Here is a 15,718-nt window from a genome sequence, read left to right as displayed (position 1 = left end):
AGATATTCCACATTGTCCGCGGCTTGGATTGGATGGAGTCCAGTTTTCAGGTTCCTCAGTGCTTTCTAAGGACCAGCTTTCCTGAAGAGCTTTTAGTACATCATCTATACTTGGTTTCATATGTTCGACTTGCCATTCCTTAGCTACCTAACGAATGATATGGACTCCCTCTACCTGACACTCTGCGTGCCATACTTACTTAGTACACGCTGAAGAACTGGAGGTTACTATGTCCACCATTAAAACTATTGGCGTTGACCTCGCCAAGAATGTGTTCAGTATTCACGGCGTTGATGCATATGGCAAGTGCGTCCTACGCAAAACTGTCAAAAGAAACAAACTCTTAGACACATTCGCGAAGTTGCCTCCCTGCCTCATCGGTATGGAGGCGTGCTCTGGTGCACACCACTGGGCGAGAGAGCTACTGAAACTAGGTCATAACCCGAAAATTATGGCGTCCAAATTCGTTATTCCATATCGACAAAATGAGAAGAACGATGCCAATGACGCAGAGGCCATCTGTGAAGCGGTATCTAGACCCAAAACACGATTTGTCTCTATAAAAAGTGAAGAGCAACAAGCTGTGCTTTGCCTGCACCGTATTCGACAGGGGCTAATTAAAACAAGAACGGCGACTATTAACCAGCTCAGAGGTTTACTTTCCGAATTTGGTATTGTGATGCCTCAGGGGCGCTACTCGGCTCAAAACACTATTGGTAGTGTCCTTGAAGATGCAGAAAATGGTTTGCCTATACTCGCTCGAGAGCTACTTCAAGATCTATCGAACAAGATTCAAAACCTTAACCTAGAAGTATTGCACTATGATCGCAGAGTCTCTGCTTTAGTTCATGAGATGGCTTCAGCCAAAGCCCTCATGGATATTCCAGGTGTCGGTGAACACAGTGCAAGTGCCATTGTCGCGACCGTCAATGACGCCAAACAATTTGGCTCTAGCCGCCAATTTTCCGCTTGGATAGGGTTGGTTCCAAGACAATACTCAACAGGTGGTCATGTTCATCTTGGTCGCATCAGCAAAAGAGGCGAAAAACACATTCGCACTTTACTTATTCATGGCGCAAGAGCCGTTATTGCACGATGTAAAGAGAAAACCGATCGCAACAGTATTTGGTTAAATCAACTCGTTGAACGCCGAGGTTATAAACGAGCAGCTGTCGCCCTAGCAGCAAAAAACGCTCGTATAATATGGGCATTATTAACAACAGGAAAAGATTACAAGATTAACTATGTAAACGGTTAACACTCACCGAGTCAAAGCAATAGCAAATGATGACAATACGACCAGACCGAGATGCCTAAACCTGTTTAATTGGGAAGTAATAAATACTGTTTAACGAATGAGGCTGGCATCAAGCGAATATCATCAAGGTGACGGAACGATTCCGATTAAACACCGAATGTAGAGCTGCTGTCCGATCCACTGTTGTCAGCGGGAGCTATTGTTGACAAAAGAGGGAGTCCATGTAGCCCAATTAAGGTGTGAAGCACGCAACCACTACACTTAATTTGATCACCGTAAACACTGAGTTAAACCCAAACCAAAAATGCCAAGCGTGCTGAATCACTCTTAAATTGTTTGTTATGTCACGTCTATCTCGTGCGACTTCAGAAAATATTTTACTATATATGAATACTCTTTATCCTGAGCTGTTGATAATTTTAACTCTTGAATAAGTAGAGCGCGTAATCCTGGATCTTTAACCCTATAACAAGCATCGAGACTTTTTTGAATTTCGCTAATTTTGTTCATTCTTTTTTCGAGAAGTTCTGGTCTATTTAACTCAATTTGGTTTATGGTTACTTCTGCTCTTTCACTGCCTCTCTTTGGGCATAAAATCGCACCTGCACAGAAAATATAGTCGCTTGGCTCATCTTCATAAGGGTTAATAAATGGGGACAGTGTAAAATACTTATCTGATTTAATCCCATTACACTTAGGACATGCGTAACCCAAATTTTCCCACACATATGCAAATTCAGGAAACTTATCTTTCGCTTTAGGTTTTATATGTTCAACATGAGCATGATCTATATGAGAAATCTTACTTTCACAGTACATACACTTATCAAATGATGCCTTCTTAAGTGCCTCTTTATTGTTAGCATGTTTGTAGTTTTGGTTTTCTAAGGCTTTAGGGTACGGGCATGAACCTCGTTCAAGCTTAATCATTTTGATAATCCAAAATACATTGGATAGTGTGAGGAAGCATTTTTTCCAAGCCCATTTCAGCAAGCTTAGTTTTTAAGCCTGAAAACGCCTCTGCATCAAGTTTACTTGATGCAAACTCAGAAATAACAGACTTTAACTGATGCTCAACCCAAACAGGCATTGTAAATGAAACACCTAACACTTCATCGAGAATTTCTGTGGCAGTCTTCGCTGATCCAACTAGATCTAATTCTTGTGACTCAATTTTGTTTTCTGAGTTGTAGCGTAGAACATAAACTTTAGACTCTTTGACTGAACCAACAACAAGAGGACTATGGGTAGAAACGACAAAAGAAGCATCGGGGAATGCATCAACTAAGTTTTGTAAGATTTCCCTTTGCAAGATTGGATGTAAATGATTTTCAATTTCATCAATAATAACTGTAAATCTGCTATTCTCCTTTGAAGAGAACATAAATATTTGCCAAGCTATATCAATTAACGCACTAACTCCACCCGATGCTGTTTCGAGTAAAAACTCATCACTACCACCATTACATACAAATACGATCTCCATGTTTCGTATTTCGATTTCTTCAAAACCAAGAGTTGCTGGCAGAATTCTTTTAAGCACAGCTTGAAAGCCTTCAAAATTTTCTATCTGCTCTAAGTCTTTTGGCATGATCACTTTGTTGTTATTAGTAACACCATAACCATTGATAACCCACCCAATTAGGGTATTTTTCATAATAAAACTAGCGGACTGATTATTTTGACCTTGATAGCGCTGTTTATTTACATTAGATACTTCGTTGAATGCATTTTGCTTATTCTTCTTAGCCGTTGGAATATTACCTAAAGCTTGATACCTAAAAATTGGGCGATGGGATGGTATGTAAAAACAAGGGATAGCCTGCTGCCCTTGAAGCGTAATACCATATTGAGCGGTATTTGAGTTTGCAATGGTTAGCCTTGCAACTGTGCCATTCTCATATTCAATTGAGCCAAGCATTGCATCATGTTTCTCTTGAGACTTAAATAAGCGAGAAATGAACTTTACAACCCCCGAGACTTTATCTTCTTTTGGAGTTGACAGTGACTGAATCTGCCACCCTGAATGCCTTGCTAATTGATTTAGAATTGTAGTTTTACCGCTACCATTTGCACCTGTAAGCACTGTAACTCGGCTACTTAGGTCGATATCAATCTTTTCAAACTGCTGCCATTCACTGAAGTGAATTTTTTTAAATTTCATAAATTTTCTCAATATTTGCTAAGTGACATAACGCCGCATTAAGGGGTGAACAACGCCTCCACCCGACCTAAAGTATTGTACCGTAAACACTAAATTTGAAGTAGATGCAAAAATGCCAAGCGTTGAGAATCCCTCTTAAATGCTTTGTTAGCAATATTTTACGCTTTAGTAATTTCATTTATTACATTCAGCTTTCAGATTTGACCGATTATGCTACTTGACTAATTTTTTTCTCGCTAAATTTTCCTGTTTTTCTAAAAACATAAAAAAGTTGGACTTGCTTATAAATGGATTGACTGCTGCTCCGTTTTTTCGTTTATCACGATTAGCGAACAGATCATTTTTATGTGGATGGTTTGCTAGATTTACGGTCACAACAGGAGGTTTTAGTGCAATCTCTCTGATTCTATCCATACTTTTGAAAAATTGATTCGATAACTCTGGCTTTTTAGCACTCAAACTATGCCCACCAACGACAAACGCACGATGTAGTGCACCGCTATCTCGCACCATAAAGTCTAACGAAAAGTCACCCTCGGTATGACCAGGTGTAATATAAAATTTAAACAGCGTCCCTCCGATCTCGAGAGTCATACCGTCTTTAACAATAAGGTCTACATTAGGGGGCAAAAATTTATTGGTTCCCTCACTCTTCTCTGCTTGTTTTTGAGCTAGGTCATGACCTTTTGAGGTCATGACGACCTTAGAGCCATATTTCGCCTGAAGGTATTGTGCGCCACCAACATGATCAGAATGCCCGTGAGTAGCTAAAATATGAGTAACTGGCTTCTTCTCTAATCCTAACTTTTTAAGATTGATCGGTATCCATTTAGAATAAGGGAAGTCTAGCGTATCAATAATAACTAGCCCTGTATTTGTCTCTACTGCGTAAGAGGAAACCCATTTATCACCGACATAATACACGTCGTCAAACATTTGAAAGGGTTCTACATACCCATTTTTATCATTCATCTCTGGCAAATTTTCACTTGCTCTTGCACAAACTGAAACCAATAAGAACAGAACAACACTCAACTTTTTCATATAAACTCCTATATTGCTAACAGTTCTTAGACAGAAAAATTCTGCATTTAAATACAGAATCATTCTATCTAGTTTCATATGAGCGGAACTCTACCACAATTAATCACGGTATTTCAGTGACTTAAAACATAGATAGGCTCATTGAATGACAAAATGCAGAATATTTTCATATAGTATGAATTTCGCAAAAAAACCGAGCTACTGGATATAAAAACAGCACCCGTGCGCATACCCCAAACACAAAAAAGCCTGCCATTTATGCGAACATAAATGGCAGGCTTTATACGTTAGTTGAGCTTGTGAGTAGCTAGGCTTATACCGCTTCGAATGCGAGGGCTTTCTTCTCTACTTGGCGGAAGATCAGCGTTAGTATGCCGTTTACTGCTAAGTAGAATGCGCCAGCAATGCCGAACACGGTGAGCGTGTCGTAGGTTTGGCCGTTGATACGCTGAGCGTAGCCCATCAAATCCATGATGGTGATCGTGCTTGCCAGTGACGTGCCTTTGAAGACTAGAATCACTTCGTTCGAGTAAGCTGGAATGGCGCGGCGTAGAGCGTATGGCAGTAACACTTTCAGCGTTGCGATTTTGTCCATGCCAAGTGCGCGACATGCTTCCCACTGCCCTGCTGGAATCGCGTTGAATGCGCCTCTGAACAGTAGCGTGCTGTATGCTGCAGTGTTCAACGCTAATGCTAACATTGCACAGAACCAAGGTTGGCTTAACCAAGTCCACATGAAGCTTTCACGAATCCAATCAAACTGACCCGGGCCGTAATACACCAAGAAGATCTGGACCAGTAATGGTGTGCCGGTGAACAGCGTAATGATGCCACGTGTTAACCAGTGAATCGCAGGTATTCTTAGGATTAGCGTTACCGTCATCAGCAGTGACAAGATACAACCAACCAGCAATGAAGCGCCTGTGAGTTGAAGACTGGTCACTAAGCCTTCAAGCATTTGAGAGAGGTATTGTTGATTCATGCCATTGCCCCTTTGTTACCCAAACCTTGAATAGAGAACTTACCATCAATCACTTTTACTGCTCTTTGCGTAATCAATGTGATGATTAGGTATATAGCTGCTGCCGTTGCGTACCAAGTAAATGCTTCGTGCGTTGCTGCTGATGTTAGTTGTGCTTGTTTCAGCAAATCCGTTACGCCAATCAGCGATACTAGCGCGGTGTCTTTCAGTAACACTAACCATTGGTTGGTTAACCCTGGTAGTGCGTGTCTTACCGCTTGAGGTAACACGATACGAAAGAATGCACGAGACTGAGGAATACCAAGCGCGCTTGCGGCTTCTCTCTGCCCTTTGCTTACTGCTTTTAGTGCGCCACGCAAGGTTTGCGAAGCGTAAGAAGCAAAAATAAGTGACAGTGCAACAACACCAGATAAGAACGGGCTCACTTCTATGAAGTCGCCAGTGATCATGAACAGAACTTGTGTCGAACCAAAGTAGATAAACAGTACGACCAGAATTTCTGGTAAACCACGAACAATCGTCACAAATGCAGTCGTTGGCCATTTGATTGCAATACGACGAGACATCTCACCACTCGCAAACAAAACTGCTAGAACCAATCCAACCAATAGGCTTACGAACGCAAGCTGAACAGTCATCCAGCTTGCTTCGACGAGCCCTAAAGAGTAACCCGTTAATTCCATAAATTACTTACCGAAGTACTTGTTGAAGATCTTGTCGTATTCGCCGTTCGCTTTCACCGCTGCAAGTGCAACGTTAAGCTGGTCTACAAGTTCTTGGTTGCTCTTGTTTACTGCGATACCAAAGCCGTTACCGAAGTACTCTTGGTTTGTTACTTGGTCGCCAACGTACGTTAAGTTGTCTTCTTTCTTGAACCATTCAGCTACAACAGCTGTGTCACCAAATACAGAATCGATACGACCGTTTTTCATGTCGATGAATGCATCTTGGTAGCTTGAGTAAGGTACCGCTGTTACGCCAGTCATTTGCTCAAGTAGGAAGCTCTGGTGAGTAGAACCGTTTTGAACACCAACACGCTTACCTTCTAGTGCTGTTTGGTCTGCTACTTTGCCTTCAAAAGAGATGAATGCTGCAGAGTTATCGTAGTAAGCGTTAGAGAAGTTCACTTGTTGAAGACGCGCTTCAGTGATGTCCATTGCTGAGATCGCTGCATCGTAACGTTTGAATTTAAGAGCTGGGATCAAGCTATCGAATGCTTGGTTGTGGAAAGTACATGTCGCTTTCATCTCTTCACAAAGTGCGTTTGCTAGGTCTACGTCAAAACCTTGGATTTGGTTGTTCTCATCCATGTATTCGAACGGTGCGTAAGTCGCTTCCATTGCGAATTTGATTTCTTCTTGAGCTGCTGCATTGAAAGAAGCAAGGCCGATAAGTGAAGCTAGTAGAATCTTTTTCATTTTGTTACTCCGAATACTGTGTAATTGCGGCCTGTGGCCATTCTTATAATTTGAGTGATGTTGTGTTTAGCTAAATCTAGTGAGTTAACTTGTTTTTATGAGTGACTTAGTGAGTCAAATACTCAGCAAACTCAGGTGTCTTAGGATTAACGAATGAATCGCTGGTACCGTGTTCAACTATGTACCCTTTCTCTAGGTACAGAACATGGCTAGCAATCTTCTTCGCGAAATCAACTTCGTGCGTCACTACCACTTGGGTAATGCCCGTCCCGCTCAATTCTTTAATAATGCTCACGACTTGATTGGTGATTTCAGGATCAAGCGCCGCTGTTGGTTCATCAAACAACAACACATCTGGTTTCATCATCAGCGCACGTGCAATTGCAACACGCTGTTGTTGACCACCAGACAGTTGAAGTGGCCAAGCGTCTGCTTTGTCGGCAAGTTGAAGTGTCTTTAGTACTTCTTGAGCTTGTTTAATCGCTTCTTGCTTATCCAAACCCGCAACTTTGGTTGGTGCTTCAATCAAGTTTTCTATCACTGTCATGTGTGGCCATAAGTTGTATTGCTGGAACACCATGCCGACTTTACGACGAAGTTTAAGCCCCTGCTTCTCTTGGATTTGGCTTGAAAAGTCGAATTGCTCGTTCGCAATGTCTAACTCGCCGTTGTCCGCGATTTCTAGCAGGTTCAATACACGCAGTAATGAACTCTTGCCCGCGCCGCTTGGGCCAAGCAATACCAAGGTTTCGCCACTTTCACAGTCGAAACTGATGTCGTGAAGAACTTGGGTATCACCGTATGATTTGTTGATGCTCTTTACTTGAATACTCATGCCACAATACTGCATTAATTGTCATTTGTTGGTTATTCTATTCAATCCGAGGTTTTATGCAAGAAAAATGTATAAAAAACTACTTTGTTGAATTTTTGTAACAAATATTGCACAAAAAACAGTCGCTATAACTGGTCTTACAACCAAAAGTTGCAAGTCATTGATAAAGTTAATATCGAGACAAAAAGCAAACGTTTTGCCATCAATTTATAAATCCTAACTCGATTGATAACTTATGAGCACACTCTCCTATCAATGCCAATTTACTTGCATAAAAATTAGAGTTAAATGCCCTATTTCCCTCTCACAATGACTGGATCAGAATGCTTAGTTTTCCTTTAAGATCGTTTCGAATTATTCACTTAGTGGTGAAGAAATATTGGAAATTGAGTTTCCTAGTGAGCGTCACAGCGCAATAAATGCTTTAATGGGTTCTATTCTCAACAACAATTACTTCCCAGCGAACAACTCGCAGTACAGGCAATAAGTAATAAGTAGTAAGTAGTAAGTAGTAAGTAGTAAGTAACAAGCCATCTATTTTTAAAGCGACAACACATTAAGGCAGTCATATGCAAAACGATGTCTCTTCTACGCTCGACTCAAACCAGCGACAGACTCAAAAAGATCCCGGTGCCAAACCTGAGAAAAAAAGCCTCCGTATTTTGTTTGAGCTGAGTAAATTCATTCAGCCTTATAAAGGTCGTGTAATTGCAGCGTTGATCGCGTTGATCTTCACAGCGAGCTTAACCCTTTCAGTCGGACACGGTATTCGTCTTCTGATCGACCAAGGTTTTAGCCAACAATCACTCTCAGATTTAGGCAGCGCAATTCAATTCATCATGGTCGTGGTCGTGTTGATCTCGATTGGTACTTTCTTCCGCTTCTATTTGGTTTCTTCTGTTGGGGAACGTGTGAGTGCGGACATTCGTTTATCGGTTTTCAATCATGTCGTGACGCTGCATCCAAGTTACTTCGAAACCAATGGCAGTGGCGACATCATGTCGCGAATCACTACGGATACCACTCTGCTTCAAAGCATCATCGGTTCATCGTTCTCGATGGCGATGCGCAGCGCGTTGATGTGTATTGGTGCAATCATCATGCTGTTTGCGACCAACATTAAGCTAACGCTGATTGTATTGGCTTCGGTGCCGTTTATCTTAATTCCGATTCTTGTGTACGGGCGTCGTGTGAGGGCCCTCTCTCGTCAAAGCCAAGATTCGATGTCTGATGTGGGTTCCTATGCAGGTGAAGCAATTGAGCATATTAAAACGGTTCAAAGCTACAGCCGAGAAGAGCAAGAGAAAGCGTCATTCGCGGTAGAAGTGGAAAAGGCTTACGAGATCGGTCGCCAGCGTGTAAAACAGCGCGCGATTCTTATCTCCGGCGTTATCGTGATTGTATTCAGTGCTATCGCAGGCATGCTTTGGGTTGGCGGTAGCGATGTGATTAACGGCACCATGTCGGCGGGTGATTTAGCCGCGTTTGTGTTCTACGCAATCATGGTTGCTTCATCGTTAGGAACGATTTCAGAAGTAATGGGCGAGCTGCAACGTGCGGCAGGCGCTACCGAACGATTAATCGAGATTCTACAAGTTGAAAGCCATATTGTTGCGCCAGTTGCGAACCCAACCTCGCTTGATAACGTGACACCAGAAGTCGCATTTGATGATGTGACCTTCTGTTACCCATCAAGACCCGACCAACCCGCAACAAGTAACCTCACGTTAACTGCGCATGAAGGCAAAGTGTTGGCGTTAGTTGGTCCATCTGGTGCAGGTAAAACTACCCTGTTCGAACTATTGCAACGTTTCTACGACCCGCAAGTGGGTAAAGTAACGTTAGGCGGTGTTGAACTGAATCAGTTTGATCCTAACGAGCTAAGAAAGCAGATGGCGTTGGTGCCGCAGCAACCCGCACTGTTCAGTAACGATGTGTTCCATAATATTCGCTACGGCAACCCGCAGGCAACAGACGAACAAGTTATCGAGGCGGCTAAAAAAGCACACGCGCACGAGTTTATTCAAAACCTACCTGATGGCTACAACAGTTTTCTTGGTGAACGCGGTGTTAGGCTTTCTGGCGGGCAAAGACAACGCATTGCCATCGCTCGTGCCATCCTAAAAGATCCGAATATTCTATTGTTAGATGAAGCAACCAGTGCGCTAGACAGCGAAAGTGAACATCATGTTCAACAAGCTTTAGAAGAATTAATGCGTGGCAGAACAACCATCATTATCGCGCACCGATTATCAACAATTAAACACGCCGACCAGATTGCAGTGCTCGATAAAGGACAGCTAGTAGACATCGGCGACCACCAGTCTCTCATCAATAGCTGCGAATTGTACCAACGCTTAGTTGAGCTGCAATTCAAACACCTTAATGCCTAGCCATCGAGTGCATGTGTAACTAAGTGACTGACACTGTGTGATTTCAGGCTTCAAAAACTTGAATTACACATGTTGCAGTTTCGTTAAATTAGCGGTAGGGTTTTTATTCCAATAACAATAAGAGAGTTCGCATGGAAGCACTATTATCTGACTATCCGGTAGTAACAGAAATCCCTGTCGCTTGGGGAGAAATGGACGCACTCAATCACGTTAACAACGCCGTATATTTTCGCTATTTCGAAACCGCTCGCTTAGATTTTTTCAAGCACGTTGAGTTGATGGAAGAGATGGCGATTACCAAAGTTGGGCCTGTTCTTGGCGACACTTACTGTAAGTATTTCCGCCCAGTCACGTATCCAGATACGTTGATGATAGGCTCTCGTGTCACCGACATTCAAGACGACCGGTTTACCATGGAATACGCGATTGTCAGTAAGACTCAGCAGAAACTGACGACAATCGGTACCGCGACCATCGTTATGTTTGATTTTGCTTCGAACCAAAAAGCCCTGCTCTCACTCCGCTTAACCAACGAAATCGAAAAGATGAACACGTTGAAAAGCCCATGCTTCAAACAAGAAACAGTCACGGAATAACATATTCACTGATTCAGAATACTCAGATACAAAAAGGCCACTCAATTGAGTGGCCTTTTGTTTATTGGTTCAAAGTGCTTATAAGCGTTTAAGTCTTATAGACCATGAACACTCTTTGTCTTAAAAGCTATAGACCTTGAACCCTATAAACCTTGAACCCTATAGGCCTTGAACGTATTGAGCATTAGTACGAATCTCAACCATCTGCTCTAGGTTCTGTTGTGAACCTTCAACACCGTTCAATAGCGCTTCGAAATGCTTGATAAGCTCTACTTTGTCTTGTACTTCTTTTGAACCTGCACCGATGTTGGTTAGGTCAATAAAGAACTCGTCGAACAGACCTGAGAAATCCGTTACAGCATCATGGTTTAAGAACTGTTCGTGGTTGTAAATGCTTGGGTAGCCACCCTTCTGTTTATCAACCGCGAAAGAGATGCCTTTCACGTTGGTAATCGTGGTCGCTTTCTCACACTTCAACATACAACCCGCTTCAATGCTTGGCTTATTACAACCTACCGTTCTTTGGAAGAAACACTGACGGCTGGTCATCATCAAGATTGGGTGGTAGATGCTGTAGAACAGTTTGAAGTTCTCTGGGCGACGAATATGACGAATCTGACCTTTATTGATCTCGTTCGAAATGAATGCGCCAGCACAGTTAAGCTCTTCTTTCAGAGTAACCAATGCGTGAGAGTTGGTTGTGTTCATGAACGGGCCAGCAACCCACTCGATACCCATCTCGTAAGCTTTGTAAGCAATACCCGTGTTGTTTGTCACGATGCGAGCAGGCTTAATTTCTTCAAGAATACGAACGGCTTCGTCGTAATCTTTACCGATCAATACCGCTGGGAACCAAGGAATCAAACGTGGGTTTGCTGCCAAGATGTCGATGTACTTGTTGCAACGCTTCTTGAAACTTTCAGGCAGTTTGAAGTAAACATCCGCGTTAGTCACATCACATAGGTGTAAGTCTTCTACATCAGCGATAAGCATAGACATAGTCGGCTTCTCGTTCACTTTAGGGTGCTGAGGCAATGCTGGCACTTCAACATGCTTAATCACTTCCACAGAGCCGTTCAGAATGAAGTCGATCTCGTCTTTAATATCTGAAACCTCTTTTAGAGGAATCAACAAACCCGCGTCCAGTTCACTGAAATCATGGCTTTCTAACGTGTGAACTGCACTCTTCACGTTTTTGAATCGCTTCTCAAGTAGCTCTTGAGTAATAGCCTTCTCTTCAACCGCTTTCAATAGCGATTTAGATTGAAGGGTAAAGTTCTCTTTTGGCGTGTTCACGGTCACCGTAAATGGTTGACCCAATTTTGCGCTGAACGACAGTGCTACTGGTGTCTTGCGAATATCAAGGAACTCGATCTTTTCACGCATCTCGTTACCAAGAACGTCTTTCGCTTGGTGAAGTTCGTTGGTCACCTCTTGAATCTGTACTACAGAGATTTCGTTGTTCTGCTCCGTCGCTTTCTCAACAGCGTAGTTCATGCTGTTGTCGCGCGGGTTATCGATGAACATGTCTTTCGTTAGGTTGCCCTTTAGAAAAGAGTTGGTGAAATCACGGTTGAATACTTTGTGCAGGTTCGAATCGTCTTCGATCAACAAACCACTTTCTACAAAGCTATCAATCTGTTTACGCCATGTGTCTACCACGGTGTAAACGTAGTGTGCGCCTTTAATACGGCCTTCTACTTTCAATGAGTCGACTTTCGCATCAACCAATTCAGGTAGGTCGTAGTAAGCTGAGTTATCTTTCAGGTTGAGTGGGAACTTGTTGCCCGCGTTGGTGATTTCATATTCATCACGACACGCTTGGCTACAACGACCACGGTTACCTGAGTTACCCACACTTACTGAACTTGAGTAACATTGACCTGAGAATGCGATACACAGAGCGCCGTGTACGAACACTTCGGTTAATACATCGTGATCGTGTGCCACTTCCGTCAGCATCTTGATTTCAGGCAGGTTCAACTCACGAGATAAGTTAACGCGTGTTGCGCCAATCTTAGACAAAAACTTAATCTGGCCTTCGTTGTGCGTTGTTAACTGAGTCGACGCGTGAACGTCTAATGATGGGAAATGCTTCCTAACCAGGTTGAATAAACCCAAGTCTTGAACAATGATGCCATCCACTTTGGTGTTCACAAGCTGGTTCAGCAGTTTGGTGATGCTCTTAGTCTCGTGCTCCAGTAGCACAACGTTAAGAGTCAGGAACACTTCACAGCCGTATTCATGAGCAAGGCGAATCACACCATTCAATTCGTCTAACGATAGGTTAGAGGCTCTGTTACGAGCGTTGAATGTGTCTAAACCACAATAAACTGCATTAGCACCCGCTACGATGGCGGCTTTTATCGCTTCTACATCGCCACCTGGGGCTAATAACTCAATTTTTCTGCTCATTTTTGAAGTCGCTCACTTACTTATAATTTTTAAGCCGCGTATTCTACCCACATCACGATCTCTTTACCACCGTACAACACTTTTCAAACTAAATGACCTCAATAATGCCGAACGAATCCGACCTACCTATCCTCTACTCTTTGCGCCGCTGCCCTTATGCAATGCGCGGACGAATGGGCATCGCACTATCACAGCAAAAAGTGTTACTTCGAGAAATCGTTACCAAAGACAAACCTAGCGAACTATTGGCCAGTTCGCCAAAAGGCACTGTTCCTGTTTTGGTTTTACCGAATGGACAAATCATTGAACAAAGCATAGAAGTGATGAACTGGGCACTTCAACAAAATGATCCTCAAGATCTTCTACGCTCCAACAATCCAACACTTAGCGAGCAAGTCCAACAGCTGATTAAAACCAACGATGATGACTTTATTGGTCACTTAGAAAAGTACCGTGCGTCTGTTCGTTACCGAAACATCGATGTAGAGCAACGTCGACACGCTTGCGAAGTGTTCATTAGTCAATTAGAAGCGCGACTCACAAATCAGCCCTACTTATTTGGAGAAACCCCAAGCTTGGCCGACTTCGCGGTAATGCCGTTTGTCAGCCAGTTTGTAAGAGTCGAAAAGAAGTGGTTTGTGCAATCTGATTATCAAAACGTAGGACGTTGGTTAAGAGCTCACTTGGAAAGTAAGCTCTACACCCAAGTCATGAAGCAATACCCTTTGTGGAATGAAACCAAGCAAGATTGTGTTTTTGGGTGACTTAAGGGTATTTGGGGTGCTCTAGGGGAATTCAGGGTTAGATAAAGCGTAAGTATTAGGTAATTACGTGACACTGTATCTTCTTTGTAATGAACAGATATTCAAAGGCTTAACTGGGTCTCCTCTGTCTCTCTACCGGTAACTACTGTCTCTTAACTAGCCACCACAGTCTAAGCTAAGCCTTTTGTTCATTTTAAATTGATCACTGAATCGCAATCGAAATTTCTACTTCAGTTTCACCTTTGTAAAATTCGAAATCTGTTGTGTAAGTTCGAACATGTGGGCAGTCTGCAGCATTGAAATACGCCCACACTTCACCCCATAGGTCGATCACAGCTTGTGGTAATTGACCCTCAGCAGAAAACGTTAAGTACTTGCCCGCCTCTATTTCGGTTTCTACAAGCGCATCTAAATTCTGATCTGCAAGTGCGTTGGTACACGCGATAACATCAAACTCGCCCGTAAAGTCAGACTGGTAATTGGTGTAGACGCCATACACTTTTGAATCCGGCGTTAATTTCGGAAACACTTGGTCAAAGAAGCCCTGCCACAATTGGCCTATCTTGGCTGTTGCTGGGTCCATCTCATTGGTATTGGTGGTTCTTACTGAAAAACCATATGCCTTTACGGCTTCAATCATTTGTACTTTCATTCGTTTTTTCCTAAGCCAATTGACGCTGTAATTCTGTTAGATCTTAACTAATCTTGTATCTCTTTATGACCACACTTTTCGCAGACAAGATGACGAGAAAACTCATCCATTGACGCGATAAACGGACCGAGGAACCAACCTTTAATCACGCCTGCCCAAAACTCGCTGCGCTTTTGGTTGGGTTTGTCTGCAAATGCACTCGTCTTTCTAACCAACACAACAACGTGTTGTGTGTCTTCTCGGCACGCGGTGCAATAGCATTGCTCTATCGTGTTATTCATTTGACAACCTATGACGTTTTGAATGAAATCTGCTGAAAATGAGGATTATCGACACAGACTTCTAGTGTGGAAAGATCAGTGAGTACGACGAGTTGTTCCGAACCGTGAATACTGACCTTAATACACTCTTCACGGCTGTCATTGCGTTGAGTATCTAACCCGACGCATTCAATCTGCTCGCCAGATTTCAGAGTTAACTTGATTGGGTATCGGTGCATACACACAATCTCAATATAATCGTAATCGTTGCAACTAATCATAATACCCCTCCAATTCATCCACCACGCTAATGCGACACGCCATACTATGCAATATGCATATAATCAATCATTTACCTAAATCACATGATGGTCACCCGTAACCAAACCTGCTTTGAATTCGGGATAATCAAGCTATCTCATTCACGTTTCTTCTACTCACACCTGCTTATTCTTTCATTGTTAAATAATAATCGAGAATAGAACAATGAAAACCATGAACCATATACACGTGTTAGCTTTCTTGGGTTTAGTCGCTTCAATGATAGCCTTTAATGCGAGTGCAGCCTCAGAAGTCGACGCGAGTCACTTCGCCAATGGCAAAACCAAGTATCGACAGCTTTGTCAGGTGTGTCATGGCGACAAAGGTCACGGAAACGGGCCTACTGCCGCTTCGTTACCACACAAGCCCGCTAACATCGCTAATAAACTAAGCGGCTTTTTTACCAGTCCAAGTTCTTTGGCGGATGACATTTTAGAAGGCGATGTAGAACAAGGCATGCCAGCATGGCAAGGCGTTATCACAAAGCAAGATGCTCTGGATATTCTGACGTACGTAGAGCTAATCCAAAAGTAAACGGTGTTCCAATCGCCTTTTGAACAGATATCTCGGTTAATACTCCCCGTTCTATTGCGCTAACTATTTGATTGATTACACT

At 42.8% G+C, this 15,718-nt stretch carries 16 protein-coding genes; 5 read left to right on the top strand and 11 right to left on the bottom strand.

Annotated elements, in window-relative coordinates; genetic code table 11:
- The first annotated feature begins 229 nt into the window (after positions 1–229).
- Positions 230–1,258, top strand: coding sequence for an IS110 family transposase (locus tag QQ041_RS13505; protein WP_285954197.1), 1,029 nt, complete (start codon positions 230–232; stop codon positions 1,256–1,258).
- Positions 1,259–1,597: 339 nt separating this feature from the next.
- On the opposite strand, the gene QQ041_RS13500 is transcribed toward QQ041_RS13505, so the two are convergent.
- The 7 genes from QQ041_RS13500 to artP form a co-directional block, all read right to left on the bottom strand.
- The gene (locus tag QQ041_RS13500; protein ID WP_285954196.1) at positions 1,598–2,188 is read right to left on the bottom strand and encodes an HNH endonuclease; all 591 of its coding nucleotides are present in this window, start codon (positions 2,186–2,188) and stop codon (positions 1,598–1,600) included.
- The gene (locus QQ041_RS13495) at positions 2,181–3,422 is read right to left on the bottom strand and encodes an AAA family ATPase (protein ID WP_285954195.1); all 1,242 of its coding nucleotides are present in this window, start codon (positions 3,420–3,422) and stop codon (positions 2,181–2,183) included. Before QQ041_RS13495 ends, QQ041_RS13500 begins: the two co-directional genes overlap by 8 nt.
- 213 nt (positions 3,423–3,635) lie before the next feature.
- Positions 3,636–4,466 carry an MBL fold metallo-hydrolase gene (locus QQ041_RS13490; RefSeq protein ID WP_285954194.1) on the bottom strand — a complete coding sequence of 277 codons (831 nt, stop codon included), beginning with the start codon at positions 4,464–4,466 and terminating at the stop codon, positions 3,636–3,638.
- 313 nt (positions 4,467–4,779) lie between these two features.
- Positions 4,780–5,448, bottom strand: coding sequence for an arginine ABC transporter permease ArtM (artM, locus tag QQ041_RS13485; protein ID WP_285954193.1), 669 nt, complete (start codon positions 5,446–5,448; stop codon positions 4,780–4,782).
- Complete coding sequence (gene artQ, locus QQ041_RS13480) at positions 5,445–6,131, bottom strand: arginine ABC transporter permease ArtQ (RefSeq protein WP_123326108.1); 687 nt, start codon at positions 6,129–6,131, stop codon at positions 5,445–5,447. The genes artM and artQ overlap by 4 nt, the downstream gene beginning before the upstream one ends.
- Positions 6,132–6,134: 3 nt before the next feature.
- Entirely contained in the window at positions 6,135–6,866 is a 732-nt protein-coding gene (locus QQ041_RS13475; protein WP_123305080.1) for a lysine/arginine/ornithine ABC transporter substrate-binding protein, read from the bottom strand.
- Between the two features lie 106 nt (positions 6,867–6,972).
- A complete protein-coding gene (gene artP / locus QQ041_RS13470; RefSeq protein WP_146491526.1) occupies positions 6,973–7,701 on the bottom strand; it encodes an arginine ABC transporter ATP-binding protein ArtP in 729 nt (242 codons plus the stop codon).
- A gap of 569 nt (positions 7,702–8,270) precedes the next feature.
- On the opposite strand from artP, the gene QQ041_RS13465 reads away from it, so the two are divergent.
- The gene (locus QQ041_RS13465; protein WP_285954192.1) at positions 8,271–10,094 is read left to right on the top strand and encodes an ABC transporter ATP-binding protein/permease; all 1,824 of its coding nucleotides are present in this window, start codon (positions 8,271–8,273) and stop codon (positions 10,092–10,094) included.
- A gap of 131 nt (positions 10,095–10,225) precedes the next feature.
- Entirely contained in the window at positions 10,226–10,690 is a 465-nt protein-coding gene (locus QQ041_RS13460; protein ID WP_048658683.1) for a thioesterase family protein, read from the top strand.
- A 159-nt stretch (positions 10,691–10,849) separates the two neighbouring features.
- Here QQ041_RS13460 and QQ041_RS13455 read toward each other — a convergent pair whose 3' ends face one another.
- Positions 10,850–13,105: a peptidase U32 family protein gene (locus QQ041_RS13455; RefSeq protein ID WP_285954191.1), complete on the bottom strand. Its 2,256-nt coding sequence runs from the start codon at positions 13,103–13,105 to the stop codon at positions 10,850–10,852.
- Positions 13,106–13,278: 173 nt separating this feature from the next.
- Here QQ041_RS13455 and QQ041_RS13450 point away from each other — a divergent pair, with 173 nt between their 5' ends.
- Positions 13,279–13,869, top strand: coding sequence for a glutathione S-transferase (locus tag QQ041_RS13450; RefSeq protein ID WP_285954231.1), 591 nt, complete (start codon positions 13,279–13,281; stop codon positions 13,867–13,869).
- 202 nt (positions 13,870–14,071) lie between these two features.
- Here the strand turns inward: QQ041_RS13450 and QQ041_RS13445 are convergent, their stop codons facing one another.
- Genes QQ041_RS13445 through QQ041_RS13435 form a run of 3 tightly spaced genes read right to left on the bottom strand, consistent with a single transcriptional unit; the run spans position 14,072 to position 15,062 of the window.
- On the bottom strand, positions 14,072–14,521 hold the full coding sequence (locus QQ041_RS13445) for a GyrI-like domain-containing protein (RefSeq protein ID WP_285954190.1): 450 nt from the start codon (positions 14,519–14,521) through the stop codon (positions 14,072–14,074).
- Positions 14,522–14,568: 47 nt separating this feature from the next.
- A complete protein-coding gene (locus QQ041_RS13440; protein WP_136980905.1) occupies positions 14,569–14,802 on the bottom strand; it encodes a hypothetical protein in 234 nt (77 codons plus the stop codon).
- 8 nt (positions 14,803–14,810) lie between these two features.
- Positions 14,811–15,062, bottom strand: coding sequence for a Rho-binding antiterminator (locus QQ041_RS13435; RefSeq protein WP_146491521.1), 252 nt, complete (start codon positions 15,060–15,062; stop codon positions 14,811–14,813).
- Positions 15,063–15,267: 205 nt separating this feature from the next.
- Here QQ041_RS13435 and QQ041_RS13430 point away from each other — a divergent pair, with 205 nt between their 5' ends.
- Complete coding sequence (locus QQ041_RS13430) at positions 15,268–15,636, top strand: cytochrome c (protein WP_285954189.1); 369 nt, start codon at positions 15,268–15,270, stop codon at positions 15,634–15,636.
- The last annotated feature ends 82 nt before the right edge of the window (positions 15,637–15,718 follow it).

Origin of the sequence: Vibrio sp. TMPB1044 (assembly GCF_030442075.1) — a bacterium.
GTDB lineage: Bacteria > Pseudomonadota > Gammaproteobacteria > Enterobacterales > Vibrionaceae > Vibrio > Vibrio satsumensis.
The sequence above is the reverse complement of the archived record's forward strand: the minus strand, read 5'-3'. Positions and strand labels throughout refer to the sequence as shown.